Raw genomic sequence first — 18,944 nt, 5'->3', positions numbered from 1 at the left:
ACGATTTAAACAGTTTAAAGAGGGTTTAAATCGGGCTGGAATACATCGAGGCACGGGGGGCATGGTGGCGCAAAAGGTCAAGCTTTCGACAATCGCGGAAACACTCGGCCTTTCGACGGCGACGGTATCCCTGGCATTGCGAGACAGCCCGCTAGTGGCGTCTGCAACGCGCGACAAGATCAAGGAGCAGGCGCGGGCACTCGGTTATATCTACAATCGCCGCGCCGCCAGCCTCAGGACGTCACGCTCCGGCATCATCGGCGTCGTCGTGCACGACATCATGAATCCCTTCTACGGCGAAATCCTGAAGGCGATCGAGGCGGAGCTCGATCGCGACAAGCAGACCTTCATTCTTTCCAATCACTACGATTCCGTCGAGAAACAGCGCGATTTCATCGAGACCCTGCTGCAACTCGGCGGTGACGGCGTGATCATGTCACCGGCGATCGGCACGCCGCCGGAGGACATCCAACTCGCCGAGGACAACGGCATGCCGGCGATCCTCATCGCGCGCTCGATCGAGGGCTTGGACGTGCCGATTTTTCGCGGCGACGACGCCTACGGCATCGCACTTGCGACCAACCACCTGATCGGCCTCGGCCACCGCTGCATCGCGATGGTCGGCGGCACCGACCAGACCTCCACCGGGCGGGACCGCTACCAGGGCTATGTCAATGCGTTGCGCAAGGCCAATATCGACGTCGATCCGGACCTGCGTATACCCGGCCCCCGTTCCAAGCAGGGCGGATTCGAGGCGGCCGTGCATCTTCTGTCGCTGCCGCAAAAGCCGACTGCCGTCGTCTGCTGGAACGATCTCGTGGCCATCGGCATGATGAACGGCATTGCCCGTGCCGGTCTCGTTCCCGGCGTCGATATTTCGGTCACCGGCTACGACGACCTCGAGGAGGCGTCGATCGCGACGCCGGCGCTGACGACGGTCTGGAACGGACAGACGGAGGTGGGCCGCAGCGCCGCGCGGGCGCTTCTCGACAAGCTTTCCGGCAGCCACGAGCCGGACGGCATCCACCTGATCAAGCCGGAAATGCGCATCCGCCAGTCCACCGGGCCCCTCCGCGTCATCGCTTGATCCGTCCCCCGCATTCGGAGCAGGATGAAGGCGGAGAACGGATCCAGTCCACCGGAGAAAAACCGCGATGAGCCGCCCCAGAATTCTCGTGCCCGGCAAGATAAACCCGCGCGTCCTCGAACGGCTGCCGGAGATGTTCGAAACAGTGCGCATCGAGCGCGCCGACGCGGCTCTTGTGACGGCGGATATGGCGGACATAGCCGGCATTGCGGTTTCCGGGCGGCTGCCGATCGCTTTGATGGAGGCATTCCCGAAGCTCGAGATCGTCGCCAATTTCGGCGTCGGCTATGACGGTGTCGATGTCGGTCGTGCCGCCGCGCGGGGCATCGTCGTCACCAACACGCCGGAAGTGCTCAACGAGGAGGTCGCCGATACGGCGATCGGCCTGCTGATCAACACGGTGCGCCAGCTGCCGCAGGCGGAGGAATGGCTGCGACAGGGGCGCTGGGCGCGCGACGGCAACTTTCCGCTCTCGCCCTTGTCGCTGCGGGGGCGAAAGATCGGTCTCTACGGTCTTGGCCGGATCGGTCTCGCGATTGCCCGCAGGCTGGAGGCCTTTGGACTGTCGATCGCCTATCACACGCGCACTCGACGCGAAGATATCGCCTTCCCCTATTATCCAAGTCTGGTGAGCCTTGCCGGAGCGGTCGATACTCTGATCGTGATCGTACCGGCGACGCCGAGCACGGCAAAGGCCATCAATGCGGAGGTTCTCTCGGCGCTTGGCCCGAATGGCGTTTTGATCAATGTCGGGCGTGGATCGACGATCGACGAGGCCGCGCTCGTCGCGGCGCTCCAGACCGGTACGATCGCCGGCGCCGGTCTCGACGTTTTCGAGAACGAGCCGCATGTCCCGGAGGCGCTCCTTGCGCTCCCGAACGTTTCGCTGCTGCCGCATGTGGCATCCGCTTCGGTCGTCACCCGCGGCGCCATGGCCGACCTGGTGGTCGACAATCTCAAGGCTTGGTTCTCCAATGGAAGGGCCTTGACGCCGATCGCCGAGACGCCGTTCGAGCGCAAGGTACAATAGACCCTACTTGAGCTTGCTTTCCCTGTAAGTGCGAACGGCTTCGCCGAAGGCCCTGAAGAGGGAAGCCGAGGCGGCGTCGGTCCTGACCCAATATTCCGGGTGCCATTGAACGCCGACGGCGAAGGCTTTGGCGCCGATCACCGAAACGGCCTCGATCGTGCCGTCGTCGGCCACGGCCTCCACCGCCAGACGCGGCGCCGCGGAGGCAATTGCCTGGCGATGCAGCGAATTGACGCGAACCCGGCCGACGCCGAGGACGGGTGCGAGGCAGCTTCCCTGCTTGACGATGACGTCCTGGCGGATCCCATAGGCGACGTCGAGATCCGGCACGTCCGGCTTGCGGTGATCCCAGATACCTGGCTGCTCCTGGATTTCGGTCGCGAGCGTTCCGCCGAGGGCGACATTGAGTTCCTGGAGACCGCGGCAGATGGCAAAAAGCGGAACGCCGCGTTCGAGCGCGCGGCGGATGAGCGGCAGGCTGGTCGCGTCGCGGCCCCGATCGAAGGGGCCGTCCTCCTCTGTTGCCTCCCTGCCGTAGAGCGACGGGTGGACATTGGAACGGGCGCCGCTCGCAAGCACGCCGTCAACGCGGTCGAGGATCTCGTCGACGTCGTTGCCGGATTCAAGCGCCGGCACGAGGAAAGGCATGACGCCGGCTCCCTCGACGGCCGCACGCACATATTGATGCGCAACCACATGCCAAACATTGCCGTCAAATTCGCGGAAATCAGAGGGGATGGCAACGACAGGTTTCGACATCATCAGGCTCCGTCGGGCGTTAGCTGCATGTTTTCGGGGACAAAGTCATGCAGGCAATTCAAAGTGCTGGCGACCTCTTGTGGTCTTGGCAGACACGGACCAAGAGCGGGTAAGGAACTGTGACCTTCCGCCCGCATCCGCTTCGGCTCGTGCAAAAGCCTTGGCGCCATATACGGCTGAAAGTCAACTCCATCGAGGCGAGCGCCAGCCGACTCCTGCCCCGTTCTCGGACTAGCCAGGAATTCGGAAGCAGTCTTTCAAGATCAGGTAACCATTTCGCGCGGTAAGTGTGACGCTTCGGATTATGCTTTTCAGAATTGTTCAAGTCGCGTTCCCAATCCGTCTCTATTGCGATACCAATGCCTGGTTGCGAAAACCTGACCTTATTAGGCGCCAAACGCAAGACAGGGTTGAAATTGGGCTGAACTTCCATCGGAGGCTCGGGGTTTTTCTGCAGCTGACCATCTCTCATGCGAGGGTAGGGAGAAATCTTTCGTTAAAATCTCGATCTTAACAATCCGGTAAACCGGAGCTTTGTTGCATGACGCGCAATGAACAGGGCGCTCTTCCGACGGATATCTACCTGTCGTATGTGAGTTCGCTCTACCAACATCGCCGGACATTGGTGATCGGCATGCTGTCGCATGTCGTGGCGTTTCTGATTGTCTTCCTCAAGAGCTCGGATTCCTTCTATCTGGCATGCGCCGCAGCAATTGCCATCGCCTGGTGCCTGCGCAACCTCGACATGAACCGCTTCGATCACCAGGATTTCTCCGGCGCCAATCGGGCAATGATCAGAAGCTGGGAGAACCGGTATATCGTCGGCGGCATGGGTGTCACGCTGACCCTGGGAGTCGCCTGCGGCTATGCCGTTGCCGTTACCCGGGAGCCATTTTCGGAACTCGCTTGCGTATCCGTGACGCTCGCGTCGATGATCGCGCTGGTCGGCAGGAACTATGGGTCCGAACGGGTGGTGCTCCTGCTTTCATCGTCGGCCTGCGTGCCGATCATGATCGGTCTCCTCACTCTCCGGGACCCGTTCATGCTGGTGCTCGCGGTGCTTATCCTGCCGTTCATACTCGCAACCTGGATGATGGCGAGCAATCTGCGCGGCGTTCTTTACGAGAACGCCCTTGCCGCACGCGAAATCAGGACCATTGCCGGGCAGTTCGACGCGGCGCTCAACCACATGACGCACGGCCTGTTCATGCTGGACGGCGACGGTCGTATCGTGGTCTCGAACGAACGCGCCTGCGTGCTTCTGGAGCTCGGCGACCGGGCGGAACTGAAGGGACGGCCCATCGGCGAGGTGCTCGCGGGCGGCGCCCGACGAATGGCGCTCGACCCGAAGAAGAGCGACACGATCGTTCGCCAGATCGACTTTTTGATCGAGGGAAAGCGCTCCCGAGCGCTCATCTCGATTTCGGACGATGTCTTTCTCGAGTTCTCGGCGAACCGGCGTGAGGACGGCGAGATAGTGCTGATCTTCGAGGACGTGACGGCGCGGGTCGAAGCGGAACACCAGATCCTACAGATGGCGCGTTTCGACGCGCTGACCGGGCTGCCGAGCCGCGCCTATTTTGCCGAACTGGCCCGGAACGCTGTCGCCGATGGCGCGCCGGACCGCCACGTCGGGCTTCTGCTCATCGATGTCGCGGAGTTCAAGCACGTCAACGACACGCGGGGCCATGTGATCGGCGATAAATTGCTCCAGGCTATTGGCGAACGGCTCGAGGGGTTGGTGAAAGGGACCGATGCGATCGCGGCGCGATTGATGGGCGATGAGTTCGTCGTCTTCTTTCCGAACGGGACCAATGGCGCCGATCTGGAAGAGCGGATTCGCGCCGTTCACCTCTGCATGTGCGGCAACTATGCGGCCGGGGGCTTTCCCTTCGATGTGACGATGAATGCCGGCTTCGTCATTGCGAAGGGCGGCGACTTCCGGTTGGAAGACCTGCAGATCAAAGCCGATCTGGCGCTATCGGAGACAAAGGCCCGCGGCAAGGGAGGCTGTACGGCGTTCGAGAGCGAGATGGATGCGCGCTACCGCGAACGGCAGAAGCTCAAGAGCGACCTGCGCGAAGCGCTCGGCGCCGGAGCACTTCAGGTCGCCTATCAACCGATGTTCCTGCCCGATGGGTCGCGGGTCGCCTGTTGCGAGGCTTTGGCGCGCTGGACCCATCCGGAGCGTGGACCGGTCCCGCCGAGTGTCTTCATTCAACTGGCGGAGGAGATGGGGCTCGTGACCGACGTCACGCGCTTTGTCCTGCGGCAGGCCTGCAGCGACTGTCTCACCTGGCCAGCGGAACTATCCGTTTCGGTCAACCTTTCCGTCCTCGACCTTCGAACCGAGATCGTCGACGTCGTCGCCGAGATCCTGGAACAGACGGGGCTGAACCCGGCCCGGCTGCATCTGGAGGTGACGGAAAGCTGCCTGATGGATGAGCCGGTCAAGGTCCAGGCCGTTCTTCAGGAACTGCGCGAGCGCGGCATCACGATCGCGATCGACGACTTCGGCACCGGCTATTCGAGCCTCAGTTATCTCGACGCACTCCCGGTCGACGTCATCAAGATCGACCGGTCCTTCGTTCGCAACATTCGCAAGGACTCGCGGCGCTTCAAGGTCCTGCTCGGCGCGGTCGCCCTTGCTCGATCGCTTGGCTTGAAGGTCGTCATCGAGGGCGTGGAAACGGTCGACCAGTTGCAGCTCCTGAGCGAGCATGGCTGTGCCGATCTGATCCAGGGCTTCGTCTTCTCGGCGCCGATGCCGGGATCCGCGGTCGCCGCTCTCTGCCAGAAGAGAGCGCGCAAGCGAAGCGCACAAACCTCGCGTACTCTCATTGCCTGAAGCCCCTGAATATTTCCGAAATGCGCAACCGACCTGAAGGGCTTCAAAGCACTCCGCCCAGCCTGGCCTCCGTTGGACCGCAACACCATAGACACAAGTGGTGCCGGGGCTTTCTATACCTTGTCTTAACCATGGTTGTTAACCCTTTGTTAAGGTTAACAATAGGTTAACCGTCAACTGTGCCAATTTGGTGTTGTCGGTCCTTCGCCACTCAATAGGTTGACGTTTTGTTAACCTTGGGGGGCGGCGATGGGCGACAGTGGACACCAGGCGAAATCAGGCAGTTTTTCGGAAAGGCTTATGCTGCTGCTCGACCGGGTGGAATACCGGCGCGTAGAGAGCAGCGAGGACATGGAGGACATTGCGCGGCTGAGATACAAGGCCTACAAGGCCGTGAACCTGATGGAACTGACCGACGCCAGGCTCCTCGACGAGCTTGATTTCGACAGTCAGGCCTATGTCTTCGGCATCTATCTCGACGAGCGACTGGCGAGCACCGTGCGTGTGCACCATGTGACGCCCGACCATCGCGCCAGCACGTCCGGCATCATCTTCGGCGCGGAAATCGATGCTTTCCTGGATGCCGGCATGGTGCTCATCGACCCCGGAAGGCTGGCGGTTGATCCGGATCTACTCGGAGACGACCTCAGGGCGCTGCCCTACCTAACGCTGCGTCCGGTCGCCATGGCTTGCGAATATTTCTCCGCCGACCGTTGCCTGACTGCGTGCCGTCCGCGTCACGCGGGCTTCTACAAGCGCATCTTCCAATCGGAGACCGTTGTGGCGCTGCGCGAAAATCTCGGCGTCTACAATGCCGACGGGGCACTTCTGGTGGCGCAGGTGCGCGGCCAGCGCCCCTCGATTCTCGACCGCTATCCGATTTTCGATTCCGAGCCCTTCGAACGGCGGCTGATGTTTGCCGATCGCGAGGAGGTGCCGTTCGCGCCGCTAACCATCCTGCCGACGGCGCGCATCGCGCAGGGCGGATACGGCAAGATTTTCTCGCGCGGGACATAAGGATGCGGCGCTTTTCGGCGTCGTTTCTGCTGCTTCACTGACCATGCCGCGGCGCAAGCAGGCGGGTTTTCATTGCGAACGTCCCGCGCATTGTGTATGCGGAAACCACGGGGGTATCCTGTGCGTTCCGCGCAGGCGCTCCATTCGTGGATCATGTGCCCGCCCATTGGCGGTGCCGCAGCATTCTGGAGTATTTGACGATGGCAGAGCATCATTCGGGACCGGTCGAGACGGGCGCTCCGATGGACTATTCCGAGCACGAGAAGACCTACAACTTCTTCCTTAACGCAACCAAGTACGGCACGCTGTTTTGCGTCGCATTGCTGATCGCCATGGCCGCCGGCTTCTTCACGACCATGGGTTTCTTCAGCTCGCTGATCCTTTTCATCCTCCTCAATGTCGCGGGTTATTTCTTCCTGCGCTAACACCTGCCTTGCCGAAGGCGGGGGCGAGGATGCCCCGTCTTCCCTGCCGGAGGGCTATCCGGTTTTCCCTCACCCTGTGAGGAGCATTGGTTTCGGCGGCGGTGAAAACCGCCTTCGAGCGAAGAGTGCCCGCGCTACAGCGATTCCATCGCTGCAATACTTTTGAATAGTGCCGCATGGCTTTGCTTGGATCGGGGGCGATCTGGCTTGCTACGCGAGCGGCCCATTCGGCAAATCGAACTAGATGCCCGCCATCCAGACCTAGTGCGGGCCGGTGGAGGGGGACTATTGAGCGAGATCGTCTTTATAGCCAAGGAATCCGACCCGAATGAGCCGCGTGTCGCCGGATCGGTCGAGAGCGTCAGAAAGTTGGCGTCACTCGGTTTCGAGGTGGTGGTCGAGGCCGGTGCGGGGCTGACGTCGCGCATTCTCGATACGGAGTACGAAAAGGCCGGTGCGCGGATCGGCACGACGAAGGACGCCAAGAGCGCCGACGTCGTTTTGAAGGTGCGCCGTCCGACGGTGGACGAGATCAAGAGCTACAAGCCGGGCGCGCTGGTGATTGCCATCATGGATCCCTATGGCAACGAGGAGGCCATCGCCGCGATGGCGAAGGCCGGGCTCACGGCTTTCGCGATGGAACTGATGCCGCGCATCACCCGCGCCCAGTCGATGGACGTTTTGTCCTCGCAGGCGAACCTCGCCGGCTACCAGGCGGTGATCGACGCGGCTCATGAATACGACCGGGCGCTGCCGATGATGATGACGGCGGCCGGCACCGTGCCGGCGGCCAAGGTCTTCGTCATGGGCGCCGGCGTCGCCGGCCTGCAGGCGATCGCCACGGCGCGGCGCCTCGGTGCCATGGTGTCGGCGACCGACGTCCGACCTGCCGCCAAGGAACAGGTCGCCTCGCTCGGCGCCAAGTTCATCGCCGTCGAGGACGAGGAGTTCAAGGCGGCCGAGACCGCCGGCGGCTACGCCAAGGAAATGTCGAAGGACTACCAGGTGAAGCAGGCGGCGCTCGTCGCCGAGCACATCGCCAAGCAGGACATCGTCATCACCACGGCGCTGATCCCGGGCCGGCCGGCGCCGCGGCTGGTGACCCGCGCGATGCTCGATGCGATGAAGCCCGGCTCCGTCGTCGTCGATCTTGCCGTGGAGCGCGGCGGCAATGTCGAGGGGGCGGAAGCCGGCAGGGTCGTCGAGATCGGCGGCGTCAAGGTCATCGGCCACCTCAACGTGCCCGGCCGCATCGCCGCCTCCGCCTCGCTGCTCTATGCCAAGAACCTCGTCACCTTCATGGAGACGCTGGTCTCCAAGGAGGAAAAACGACTGGCGGTCAACATGGACGACGAACTCGTCAAGGCGACGGCGCTGACCCACGGCGGCACGATCGTGCACCCGGCCTTCGGCGGCGCGAAAGAGGGGGACAAGTGATGGCGAATGAACTGTTGGACAAGGCACTGACAGACCTCGAACGGGCGGTTGAGGCGGTCAGGACCGCCGCCGAATACGTGCCGGACGCGGCCGGGGCCGTTGCTCATGGTGCGACCGGCGGCGCAATCGATCCCTTCGTCTTCCGCCTGGCGATCTTCGTCCTGGCGATCTTCGTCGGCTATTACGTCGTCTGGTCGGTGACGCCGGCGCTGCACACGCCGCTGATGGCGGTGACAAACGCGATCTCCTCGGTGATCGTCGTCGGCGCGCTGCTTGCCGTCGGTATCTCCGCTTCCGGGCTTGCCACCGGCTTCGGCTTCGTCGCGCTGGTGCTTGCCTCGGTCAACATCTTCGGCGGCTTCCTCGTCACCCAGCGCATGCTCGCCATGTACAAGAAGAAAGAAAAGTGAGGCGGGACCGATGAACGCGAATTTTGCAGCCTTCCTCTATCTCGTCTCCGGCGTGCTGTTCATCATGGCGCTGCGGGGGCTGTCGCACCCGACCACCAGCCGCAAGGGCAATACCTACGGCATGGTCGGCATGGCGATCGCCATCGTCACGACGCTCTTCCTGGCGCAGCCCTCGATGGGCGGCTTCCTGCTGATCGTGCTCGGTCTCGCCGCCGGCGGCGGCGTCGGCGCCTATATCGCCAGGCGCATCCCGATGACGGCGATGCCGCAGCTCGTCGCCGGCTTCCATTCGCTGGTCGGTCTCGCGGCGGTGCTGGTCGCCGCCGCCGCGCTCTATACGCCGTCCTCCTTCGGCATCGGCGAGGTCGGGTCGATCCACGCGCAGGCGCTGGTCGAGATGGCGCTTGGCGTCGCCATCGGCGCGATCACCTTCACCGGCTCGGTGATCGCTTTCCTGAAATTGGACGGCCGCATGTCCGGCAAGCCGATCCTTTTGCCCTACCGCCATCTGATCAACCTGGCGCTTGGCGCGCTCGTCATCTTCTTCATCGTCGGCCTGGCGCTGACCGAGAGCCACTTCAATTTCTGGGCGATCGTCCTCCTGTCGCTGGCGCTCGGCGTGTTGATCATCGTCCCCATCGGCGGCGCCGACATGCCGGTGGTGGTGTCGATGCTGAACTCCTATTCCGGCTGGGCGGCGGCTGGCATCGGCTTTACCCTCGGCAACCTGGCGCTCATCATCACCGGCGCGCTGGTCGGCTCTTCCGGTGCGATCCTCTCCTACATCATGTGCAAGGGCATGAACCGCTCCTTCGTCTCGGTGATTCTCGGCGGCTTCGGCGGTGAGACGGCGGCTGCCGCAGGCGACGACGGCGTGCAGAAGACGGTCAAGCAGGGCTCGGCCGACGATGCCGCATTCCTGATGCAGAACGCCTCGAAGGTGATCATCGTGCCGGGTTACGGCATGGCGGTCGCGCAGGCGCAGCATGCGCTACGCGAGCTTGCCGACAAGCTCAAGGAGGCGGGCGTCGAGGTCAAATACGCCATCCACCCGGTCGCCGGCCGCATGCCGGGGCACATGAACGTGCTCTTGGCCGAGGCGAACGTGCCCTATGACGAGGTGTTCGAGCTCGAGGACATCAATTCCGAGTTCGCGCAGGCCGACGTCGCCTATGTCATCGGCGCCAACGACGTCACCAATCCGGCGGCGCGCGACGACAAGACCTCGCCGATCTACGGCATGCCGATCCTCGATGTCGACAAGGCCAAAACCTGCCTGTTCGTCAAGCGCTCGCTCGGTTCCGGCTATGCCGGCATCGACAACACGCTGTTCTACAAGGATGGCACGATGATGCTGCTCGGCGACGCCAAGAAGGTCACCGAGGAGATCGTCAAGGCGATCAATCATTAGCGTATCGCCCGAAAATCGTGCCCGATTTTTGGAAATCTCGATGCGCAGATTCTAAGCGTTGCACGGCCTTTGCGCGTCTGAGAAGAGCGTGGCGCTGCGGAGCGGATCACGCAGGATTGAGCGCATCCGCCGCTCATCCGCCTAACGGTACCTTCTCTATCCTGACGGGGAGAAGGAGAGTTGTCTCGCTGTGAGTGGAGGGGGGTGAGAGCGTTCCTCCGCGTCCTGCGCCGACATGAGCAATTCGAATTAGCCGGCCGCGATCTCCGGGTCCCAGGTGAAGAGCTCCTTCGCCCGGGCAATGCCGCGCAGTGCGAAGCGGCCAAGCGAGACGGTATTGGCGCGGTGAAGCGGCGGGCACGCCGCTATGAACTCGGACGACATGATCACCTGCCGCTCGACCGAACGGCACATGGCGACGATGCGGCTCACTTCATTGACGGCCGGTCCAACAACCGTGAAATCCAGTCGGTCCTGGCTGCCGATATTGCCATAGAAGACCTCTCCGATATGCAGGCCGAGCGAGACGTCGGTAACGGGCTTTCCCTCTTCAAGCCGACGCGTATTGAGTTCCATCAGCATGAGCCGCAACTGTTGCTCGGCAGCGATTGCGGCGCTGCAGGCATCGGCGGGTTTACCGTCGTTGAATATCGCCAGAACTCCGTCGCCGATCAGCTTCAGCACGCTGCCGCCGTGGTCATGGATCGCGCCGATGACGGTGCCGGAGTAATCATTCAGAAAGGGAATGATCTCCTCCGGCGCAATGCTATCGGATATCCGCGTGAAATTCCGCAGATCGGAGAACCACATGACGGCTTCGATGCGTTCGACCGCGCCCCGCTCGATTCTGCCTTCGACGACGCGCCGGCCCGCATCCTCGCCCAGATAGACATCCGCAAGGGTGCCGATGATGCGCATACAGGAGGCCGCCTTGACGGCGAGGGCGAGCGTCGGCACCAGTACCCTCAGCGCCTCCATATCTTCGTCGCTAAAGCCCCGATCGTCCTTCGTCGTCCAGTTGGAGTAAAAGCAGTCCATCGCTCCGACGCGACCGCGGTCGGTGAAATGGTGAACGAAGCAAAGACAATCGGCGTGTCCCTCGGCTCTCAGCCGTTCGAGGGGTGCGAAGGGGACGTGCTGTTCGAGTGCCAAGCGGATACGGCGCTCGCCTTGCTGCTGCTGGAGCATCTGGAAGAAGACCGAACGCTGCCAGTTCGCCAGGGCCTCTCCGCTGGTGGTCGAGCCGTAATGCAGGACCTCGGGGATTTCGTCGCTATCGCTGAGCCACTGGTAGGCGCGCCCCTCGAATTCTGGATGAAGCGTATCGATGATGCCGAGCGCCCGATCGACAGGAAGGCCGGCAGCAAGGCATTGCTCGCAGAAACCGGCAAGCAGATCCTGTTCCTTGAGGCCTTGGAGCCCCTGTTCCGAAACCCACCGAAGGATGTCGCGGATCTGCTGCTCTTTCATACCGTATCCCGTCGCGGCTTTGCGGACACCGGTGTCGCCGATGCGCACGCACAGTGCCGTGCCGTGCTGCGGCGCGCAAGATCAACTGGTACCTGCCTGCCCTCCATTAATCGAGGTCGATTAAAGGAGACATGCAGTAGACGCGCGGCGCTGTGAGAGCCATGCCGGAGACCTCAGGACATTGCCTTGACCCGGGCAAGACCGGCGCGGGCGGGCTCGTATTTGGGATCGAGCTGTAGTGCATGCGAGTAGGACTTTTGCGCCTTGGCCTTGTCGCCGCGGCGCTCGTAGATCAGCGCCTGGTTGGCCCAGGACTCGGCCAGCTTGCCGTTGAGGTTGATGGCGGTGTTGAAATCCGAGAAGGCATTCTCGTCGTCGCCCTGGGCGGCATAGGAGATGCCACGACCATTATAAGGCTCCGGAGAGCTGGGCGACAGCGAGATCGCAGTCGAGAAATCCTCGATCGCCTGGGCATGCTCCTTGCGCGCCTGATAGATCAGGCCGCGATTATGATAGGCGCGGGGATCCGTCGTGTCGAGTTGGACGGCCTTGTTGAAATCGTTGAAGGCCGCATCGAGCTGGCCGGCCTGGCGGTAGAGATTGCCGCGTCCGATATAGGCGACGTCATAGCTCGGGTTGATCTGCAGCGACGCGTTATAGTCGGCGAGTGCCGCTTCCTGATTGCCGAGGTTGCGCTGGACGAGCGCACGGTTGGCATAGGCCTGGTAAAAGCGGGGATTGAGCTGAATCGCCTGGTCGAAGTCGGCGACCGCACGGCGGAATTCGCCGGCGCGGCCATAGGCGGAGCCGCGCACATTGTACGCTTCCGGGTCGCTGGGGTTGGAAGCAATCACGCTCGATAGCGAGGCGATATTCTCTTCCGAGCCTTGTGCCCGTTCGACGCGAATCATCGATTCGGTGTTGTTTGCCGTCTGGCATCCGGCAACGAGCGCGGAGCTGATGATCAGCATGGCTGTAAGCATCGGCTTGCGCTGGTGGCGGCGGCGAGCCTCGTGGATGGCGAAACCGGAGACGTCCGCAGTCATGGCAGCAAATTTCAAAGTCGATTCCTCAAGGTCCGAGTGGCTTTCCGTAGGCGGAGAGCGGCGAAGGCGCCGGTCCCGTCAATGCCCGTGGCGAACCGGCCTGTTCTTCCCGGGGGTTGGCCGTCGACCGTTCATGCAGGCAGGCTAGACTGCCGACGGACCAGGTGTCCATATAAAAAAGGCGGCGGCGATAATTCGCCCCCGCCACGATTTACATCGGAAAGCGTCGAAAAAACGACGATCAGCGGGCCAGAAGGCCTTCACGCTGTGCGCGCTTGCGAGCCAGCTTGCGCACGCGCCGAACAGCTTCGGCCTTCTCGCGTGCACGCTTCTGGGACGGCTTTTCGTAGAAGTCACGCATCTTCATTTCGCGGAAAATGCCTTCGCGCTGCATCTTCTTCTTGAGAGCGCGGAGCGCCTGGTCGACGTTGTTATCGCGGACAAGTACCTGCACGTGAATCCCGTTCCTTTGTTGGCGTTAGAGCCTCACCATCTGGGAGGCAATAATTCTGCGTTCGCTGAGCCGGAGCCTTGCGATTAATGGAGCGGATACCAGATCGGGGACGGAAAGTCCAGCGCGAGATCGTTTCGACGGGCAAATAATCGGTCGGGAGCGCAAGCCGGCTGGTCGTCAGCGCTGTTCGCCGCGTCGACCCATGGCGCACCTTCATGTCGCAGTTCCGTCCAAGTCCGTCGGATCGCGTCGCAAAAGAAACGTTGCGCAGGCTTTGGATTTGCGATTTCTAACGGCAACAGGAAGGTTCACCGGGGTTCATGGAGTAGCAGGCGGATGCGCAAATATTCTGTTTTTGCCGTGGCGCGCGAAGCGATGCGCGGCCACAAGGGCTGGGGACCGCATTGGGCCTCGCCTGAGCCGCGCAAGCAATATGATGTGATCATCATCGGTGGCGGCGGCCATGGTCTCGGCGCCGCCTACTACCTGGCGAAAGAGCACGGCATCACCAATGTCGCCGTGCTCGAAAAGGGTTGGATCGGCGGCGGCAATACCGGCCGCAATACGACGATCATCCGGTCCAATTATCTCTATGAAGAGAGCATGGACATTTATGAGCATTCGCTGAAGCTCTGGGAAAACCTGTCGCAGGACCTCAATTATAACGTCATGTACTCGCCGCGCGGCGTGATGATGCTGTCGCACAACATTCACGACCAGCAGTCCTTCAAGCGCCACATCAACGCCAACCGGCTCTACGGCATCGACAATGAGTGGCTGACGCCGGAGCAGGCAAGGGCCTATTGTCCGCCGCTCGACATCGCCAAGACCGCCCGCTATCCGATCAACGGCGCGGCATTGCAGCGGCGCGGCGGCACGGCGCGCCACGATGCGGTCGCCTGGGGCTATGCGCGCGCGGCTTCCGACCGCGGCGTCCACATCATCCAGAACTGCGAGGTGACCGGTATTCGTCGTGATGAAACCGGACGCGTCACCGGTGTCGACACCAGTCGCGGCTTCATCGGTGCGAAGAAGATCGGCATCTCCGCTGCCGGTCATACGTCGACCTTGATGCGGATGGTGGACGTGCGTATGCCGCTGCAGAGCCAGCCGCTGCAGGCGCTCGTTTCCGAGCCGCTGAAGCCGATCTTTCCCTGTGTGGTCATGTCCAACTCGGTGCATGCCTATATCTCGCAGTCCGACAAGGGCGAGTTCGTCATCGGTGCCGGCACCGACCAGTACAACTCCTATTCGCAGACCGGTGGCCTGCAGATCATCACCCATACGCTGGATGCGATCTGCGAGCTCTTCCCGATGTTCCGTCGCGTCAAGATGATGCGGCAATGGGGTGGCATCGTCGACGTCACCCAGGACCGCTCACCGATCCAGGGCGTGACGCCGGTGCCGGGTCTCTATCTCAACGCCGGCTGGGGAACGGGCGGCTTCAAGGCGACGCCGGGTTCGGCCAATCTCTTTGCCTATCTTATCGCGCGGGGCGAGCCGCACCGGCTCGCTGCGGGGCTAACGCTCGATCGCTTCCGCACCGGTCGGCTCATCGACGAGGCGGCTGCCGCCGCTGTTGCGCACTAGTTAGGAAGATAGAGCGATCTTCGCGCGTTCGAGGGAACGCGCGGCGCTCTAACGCGAGGACATTCCAGATGCTTTTGATCTATTGCCCCTACTGCGAGGAAGAGCGCTCCGAGCTCGAATTCCGCAATGCCGGCGATGCCCATATCGTCCGACCGACCAACATGGCCGAGATCAGCGACGAAGAGTTCGAGGCCTATTTCTTTCTTCGAGAAAACCCGAAGGGCGTAATTTTCGAGAGATGGCGGCACATGCATGGCTGCGGCCGCTTCTTCAATGCCGCCCGCGACACGGTGAGCGATCGCTTCATCACCACCTACAAGGCGGGCGAGCCGAAACCGGATATCGATGCGAAGCCGAAGACGCCGGCAATGGTCGAAACCTATGAAGCCCTCGAAGGAGCAGCACAATGACCGGGGTCAATCGCATTTCGGGTGCTGGGCGCCTGACGCCGGCGCGCACGGCCCGCTTCACCTTCGACGGCCGCTCGCTGACGGCACTCGAAGGCGATACGGTCGCCTCGGCGCTGCTTGCCAATGATATCCATCTCGTCGGCCGCTCGTTCAAATACCACCGTCCGCGCGGTATCCTTTCGGCGGGCGCCGAGGAGCCGAACGCGCTGCTCGACGTCTCGCGCGACGCCGCGCGCCGGCAGCCCAACGTGCGGGCGACCGTTCAGGAGGTTTTCGACGGCATGAAGGTGTCGTCGCAGAACCGCTGGCCTTCCCTCTCGTTCGACGTCGGCGGATTCAACAATTTTCTGTCGCCCTTCTTCGCCGCGGGCTTCTACTACAAGACCTTCATGTGGCCGAAGGCGGCGTGGCACGCTCTCTACGAACCCTTCATTCGCCGCGCAGCCGGCCTCGGCGTCACCCCGACGGAGGCCGATCCGGATCACTACGCCAGCCGTTACGTCCATTGCGACGTGCTGGTGGTCGGCGCCGGCGTAGCCGGTCTTTCGGCCGCACTCGCCGCAGCCAAGGCCGGGGCCAAGGTCATCCTGTGCGACGAGCAGGCTGAAGTCGGCGGTGCGCTTCACTACGACACCGGCACCCTCATAGACGGCCAGCCGGGTTACGAGTGGGCGCAGGCAACCGGCAAGGCGCTCGCGGACTCGGACAATGTCAAGCTGCTGACGCGCACGACCGCTTTCGGCTACTACAACCACAATTACGTCGCTCTCGTCGAGCGCGTCACCGATCATCTCGCTGCGCCGGAAAAGGCGCTGCCGCGCGAGCGGCTCTGGCAGGTGCGTGCGAAAAAAGTGATCCTCGCCAATGGCGCGATCGAGCGCCACATGGTCTTCGCCAATAACGACCGCCCGGGCATCATGCTGGCATCGGCCGGCCGCACCTATCTCAACCATTTCGGCGTCGCCGTAGGCAAGAAGGTCGGCGTCTATACCGCGCATGATTCCGCCTATGAGGCAGCCTTTGATCTCAAAAGGGCAGGGGTTGCGGTTCCCGTGATCGTCGATTGCCGTGAAAAACCGAGCGAGGCGGTGCTTCAGCAGGCCCGCAGCCTCGGCATCGAGGTGCTGACCGGCCACTCCGTCGTGGACACCGCTGGCAAGCTTCGCGTCGCCTCCATCAGTGTCGCCCGCAACGGTGGTGGCGGCGGCCGGCGCAAGATCGGCGTGGATGCGCTTCTGGTCTCGGCCGGCTGGACGCCGTCGGTACACCTCTTCTCGCAGTCGCGCGGCAAGGTGAAGTTCGACGCGCCGACGGAGCGGTTCCTGCCGGGCATTTACGCGCAGGACTGCCTTTCGATCGGCGCCTGTAACGGCACCGACGATCTGCAGGCGACGATTGACGAAGCGCTTGCCGCAGGTGAACTGACTGCACGCGCTGCCGGCGCCGAAGGCGGCGCGCAGGTATCGCTGACCGGCAAGAATGCCTTCGAGTGGACGGGCGGCATGATCGGCGCGGCCGAAGGGGCGGGGGCCGATACGACGGTCAAGGCCTTCATCGACTTCCAGCACGATGTCTGCGCCAAGGACATCCGCCTCGCCGTGCGCGAGGGCATGCACTCGATCGAGCACATCAAGCGCTTCACGACGAATGGCATGGCTTCCGACCAGGGCAAGCTCTCCAACATGCATGGACTTGCGATCGCGGCGGAAGCGCTCGGCAGGGAAATCCCGGCGGTGGGACTGACGACCTTCCGCCAGCCCTATACGCCGGTGACCTTCGGCACGATCGTCAACCACTCGCGCGGCAGCCTCTTCGACCCGGCCCGCAAGACACCGATGCATGCCTGGGAGGAGGCGCGTGGCGCAGAATTCGAGGATGTCGGCAACTGGAAACGCGCCTGGTACTATCCGAGGGCCGGCGAAAGCATGCATGAGGCGGTCGCCCGCGAATGCAAGACCGTTCGCGACGTCGCCGGCATTTTCGATGCCTCGACGCTCGGTAAGATCGAGGTGGTCGGCCCCGACGCGGCCAAGTTCCTCAATCTCATGTATACGAATGCCTGGGACAATCTGAAGCCCGGCCGCTGCCGCTACGGCATCATGCTGCGCGACGACGGCTTCATCTATGACGACGGCGTTGTCGGCCGGCTGGCCGATGACCGATTCCACGTGACGACGACGACCGGCGGTGCGCCGCGCGTCCTCCACCACATGGAAGACTACCTGCAGACGGAATTCCCGCATCTCAAGGTGTGGCTCACTTCGACGACCGAGCAATGGGCGGTCATCGCGGTGCAAGGCCCGAAGGCGCGCGAGATCATCGCGCCGCTGGTCGAAGGCATCGATCTCTCGAACGAAGCCTTTCCGCATATGAGCGTTGTGGAAGGCCGCATCTGCGGCGTGCCGACGCGGCTGTTCCGTATGTCGTTCACAGGCGAGCTCGGTTTCGAAGTCAATGTCCCGGCCGATTACGGCCAGGCGGTGTGGGAAGCAATCTGGGCCCAGGCCGAACCCATGGGGGCCTGCGCCTACGGTACCGAGACTATGCACGTCCTGCGTGCCGAGAAGGGCTATATTATCGTCGGCCAGGACACGGACGGCACCGTCACGCCGCACGATGCAGGACTCTCCTGGGCGGTCTCGAAGAAGAAGCAGGACTTTGTCGGCATTCGCGGCCTGAAGCGGCCCGACCTCGTCAAGGACGGCCGCAAGCAGCTCGTCGGATTGCTCACCAAGGATCCGAAGGTGGTGCTGGAGGAAGGTGCGCAGATCGTCGCCGATCCGAACGAGCCGAAGCCGATGACCATGCTCGGTCATGTAACGTCGTCCTATTGGTCGCCGAATTGCGGCCGTTCGATCGCAATGGCGCTCGTCGCGGGCGGCCGCGCGCGCCTTGGGCAGACGCTCTACATACCGATGGCGGATCGGACCATCGCCGTCGAAGTGAGCGACATGGTGTTCTTTGACAAGGAAGGAGGTCGCCTCCATGGCTGACCAGGCAATGGCAACTCGCAAGACCCCGCTCGAGGGGCTCCGCGGCGGCTCACCGGCGGCGATGATTACTCCGGCCGCCCCCGCCTCGCGGCTGTCGCTACGCGCCCCGGCTGAATCGGTTGCGGGTCTCTCCGCTGCGCTCGGCGTCACGCTGCCCGTGCGCGCGAAGACGTCCGCCTCGACCGGTCGACGTCACGCGCTCTGGCTCGGACCCGACGAATGGTTGCTGATCGACGAGGACGGTGCCGACCTGATGGCGGCGGCGGCTTCGAGCGGCACGCTGCATTCGGCGGCCGATGTCTCCCATCGCAACACCGCCGTGATCGTCAGCGGTCCGGATGCCGAGATTGCGGTCAACAGCGGCTGCCCGCAGGACCTGTCGCTCCGGCTCTTCCCGGTCGGCGCCTGCTCGCGTACGATTTTCGGCAAGGCCGAAATCGTCCTCTTGCGCACGGCCGAGGACACGTTCCGAGTCGAATGCTGGCGGTCGTTCGCGCCATTCGTCTTCGGTCTGCTTTCAGAGGGCGCCGAAGACGCGGGGCACTGAGCCGGACGCG

16 protein-coding genes are annotated in these 18,944 nt (G+C 62.8%); 12 read left to right on the top strand and 4 right to left on the bottom strand.

Going from position 1 to position 18,944, the window contains the following annotated elements; translation table 11 throughout:
* Positions 1-64 precede the first annotated feature (64 nt).
* Together EKH55_RS13720 and EKH55_RS13715 are read left to right on the top strand one after the other, a co-directional pair.
* Positions 65-1,087, top strand: coding sequence for a LacI family DNA-binding transcriptional regulator (locus EKH55_RS13720; protein ID WP_069459302.1), 1,023 nt, complete (start codon positions 65-67; stop codon positions 1,085-1,087).
* A 67-nt stretch (positions 1,088-1,154) separates the two neighbouring features.
* On the top strand, positions 1,155-2,117 hold the full coding sequence (locus EKH55_RS13715; RefSeq protein ID WP_069459084.1) for a 2-hydroxyacid dehydrogenase: 963 nt from the start codon (positions 1,155-1,157) through the stop codon (positions 2,115-2,117).
* Positions 2,118-2,120: 3 nt separating this feature from the next.
* On the opposite strand, the gene EKH55_RS13710 is transcribed toward EKH55_RS13715, so the two are convergent.
* Entirely contained in the window at positions 2,121-2,876 is a 756-nt protein-coding gene (locus tag EKH55_RS13710; RefSeq protein ID WP_069459085.1) for a gamma-glutamyl-gamma-aminobutyrate hydrolase family protein, read from the bottom strand.
* Between the two features lie 541 nt (positions 2,877-3,417).
* Between EKH55_RS13710 and EKH55_RS13705 the strand changes: the two genes are divergently transcribed.
* The 6 genes from EKH55_RS13705 to EKH55_RS13680 all read left to right on the top strand — a co-directional run bounded on the left by EKH55_RS13705 (position 3,418) and on the right by EKH55_RS13680 (position 10,424).
* Positions 3,418-5,724, top strand: a complete 2,307-nt coding sequence (locus EKH55_RS13705) for a putative bifunctional diguanylate cyclase/phosphodiesterase (RefSeq protein ID WP_151611601.1) — start codon at positions 3,418-3,420, stop codon at positions 5,722-5,724.
* A 249-nt stretch (positions 5,725-5,973) separates the two neighbouring features.
* The gene (locus EKH55_RS13700) at positions 5,974-6,741 is read left to right on the top strand and encodes an N-acyl amino acid synthase FeeM domain-containing protein (RefSeq protein ID WP_069459087.1); all 768 of its coding nucleotides are present in this window, start codon (positions 5,974-5,976) and stop codon (positions 6,739-6,741) included.
* 200 nt (positions 6,742-6,941) lie between these two features.
* Complete coding sequence (locus EKH55_RS13695) at positions 6,942-7,166, top strand: aa3-type cytochrome c oxidase subunit IV (protein WP_069459088.1); 225 nt, start codon at positions 6,942-6,944, stop codon at positions 7,164-7,166.
* Between the two features lie 288 nt (positions 7,167-7,454).
* The gene (locus EKH55_RS13690) at positions 7,455-8,603 is read left to right on the top strand and encodes a Re/Si-specific NAD(P)(+) transhydrogenase subunit alpha (protein ID WP_151611600.1); all 1,149 of its coding nucleotides are present in this window, start codon (positions 7,455-7,457) and stop codon (positions 8,601-8,603) included.
* Complete coding sequence (locus EKH55_RS13685; protein ID WP_015887714.1) at positions 8,603-9,013, top strand: NAD(P) transhydrogenase subunit alpha part 2; 411 nt, start codon at positions 8,603-8,605, stop codon at positions 9,011-9,013. The genes EKH55_RS13690 and EKH55_RS13685 overlap by 1 nt, the downstream gene beginning before the upstream one ends.
* A 10-nt stretch (positions 9,014-9,023) precedes the next feature.
* A complete protein-coding gene (locus EKH55_RS13680) occupies positions 9,024-10,424 on the top strand; it encodes an NAD(P)(+) transhydrogenase (Re/Si-specific) subunit beta (RefSeq protein WP_069459090.1) in 1,401 nt (466 codons plus the stop codon).
* A 249-nt stretch (positions 10,425-10,673) separates the two neighbouring features.
* Here the strand turns inward: EKH55_RS13680 and EKH55_RS13675 are convergent, their stop codons facing one another.
* The 3 genes from EKH55_RS13675 to rpsU all read right to left on the bottom strand — a co-directional run bounded on the left by EKH55_RS13675 (position 10,674) and on the right by rpsU (position 13,394).
* Positions 10,674-11,894, bottom strand: a complete 1,221-nt coding sequence (locus tag EKH55_RS13675; protein ID WP_069459091.1) for an adenylate/guanylate cyclase domain-containing protein — start codon at positions 11,892-11,894, stop codon at positions 10,674-10,676.
* A 173-nt stretch (positions 11,895-12,067) separates the two neighbouring features.
* The gene (locus EKH55_RS13670; RefSeq protein WP_069459092.1) at positions 12,068-12,940 is read right to left on the bottom strand and encodes a tetratricopeptide repeat protein; all 873 of its coding nucleotides are present in this window, start codon (positions 12,938-12,940) and stop codon (positions 12,068-12,070) included.
* Positions 12,941-13,181: 241 nt separating this feature from the next.
* Complete coding sequence (rpsU, locus tag EKH55_RS13665) at positions 13,182-13,394, bottom strand: 30S ribosomal protein S21 (protein WP_012709405.1); 213 nt, start codon at positions 13,392-13,394, stop codon at positions 13,182-13,184.
* 336 nt (positions 13,395-13,730) lie between these two features.
* Here rpsU and EKH55_RS13655 point away from each other — a divergent pair, with 336 nt between their 5' ends.
* The 4 genes from EKH55_RS13655 to soxG all read left to right on the top strand — a co-directional run bounded on the left by EKH55_RS13655 (position 13,731) and on the right by soxG (position 18,934).
* Positions 13,731-14,984, top strand: a complete 1,254-nt coding sequence (locus EKH55_RS13655) for a sarcosine oxidase subunit beta family protein (RefSeq protein WP_069459093.1) — start codon at positions 13,731-13,733, stop codon at positions 14,982-14,984.
* A gap of 68 nt (positions 14,985-15,052) precedes the next feature.
* Positions 15,053-15,394, top strand: coding sequence for a sarcosine oxidase subunit delta (locus EKH55_RS13650; RefSeq protein WP_069459094.1), 342 nt, complete (start codon positions 15,053-15,055; stop codon positions 15,392-15,394).
* The gene (locus EKH55_RS13645) at positions 15,391-18,387 is read left to right on the top strand and encodes a sarcosine oxidase subunit alpha (RefSeq protein WP_069459095.1); all 2,997 of its coding nucleotides are present in this window, start codon (positions 15,391-15,393) and stop codon (positions 18,385-18,387) included. Before EKH55_RS13650 ends, EKH55_RS13645 begins: the two co-directional genes overlap by 4 nt.
* The gene (gene soxG, locus EKH55_RS13640; RefSeq protein WP_069459096.1) at positions 18,380-18,934 is read left to right on the top strand and encodes a sarcosine oxidase subunit gamma family protein; all 555 of its coding nucleotides are present in this window, start codon (positions 18,380-18,382) and stop codon (positions 18,932-18,934) included. The genes EKH55_RS13645 and soxG overlap by 8 nt, the downstream gene beginning before the upstream one ends.
* The last annotated feature ends 10 nt before the right edge of the window (positions 18,935-18,944 follow it).

It is taken from the genome of Sinorhizobium alkalisoli (genome assembly GCF_008932245.1).
GTDB classification, from domain to species: domain Bacteria; phylum Pseudomonadota; class Alphaproteobacteria; order Rhizobiales; family Rhizobiaceae; genus Sinorhizobium; species Sinorhizobium alkalisoli.
Note: the sequence above shows the minus strand (reverse complement) of the source record. Positions and strands in the feature narration are given on the sequence as shown.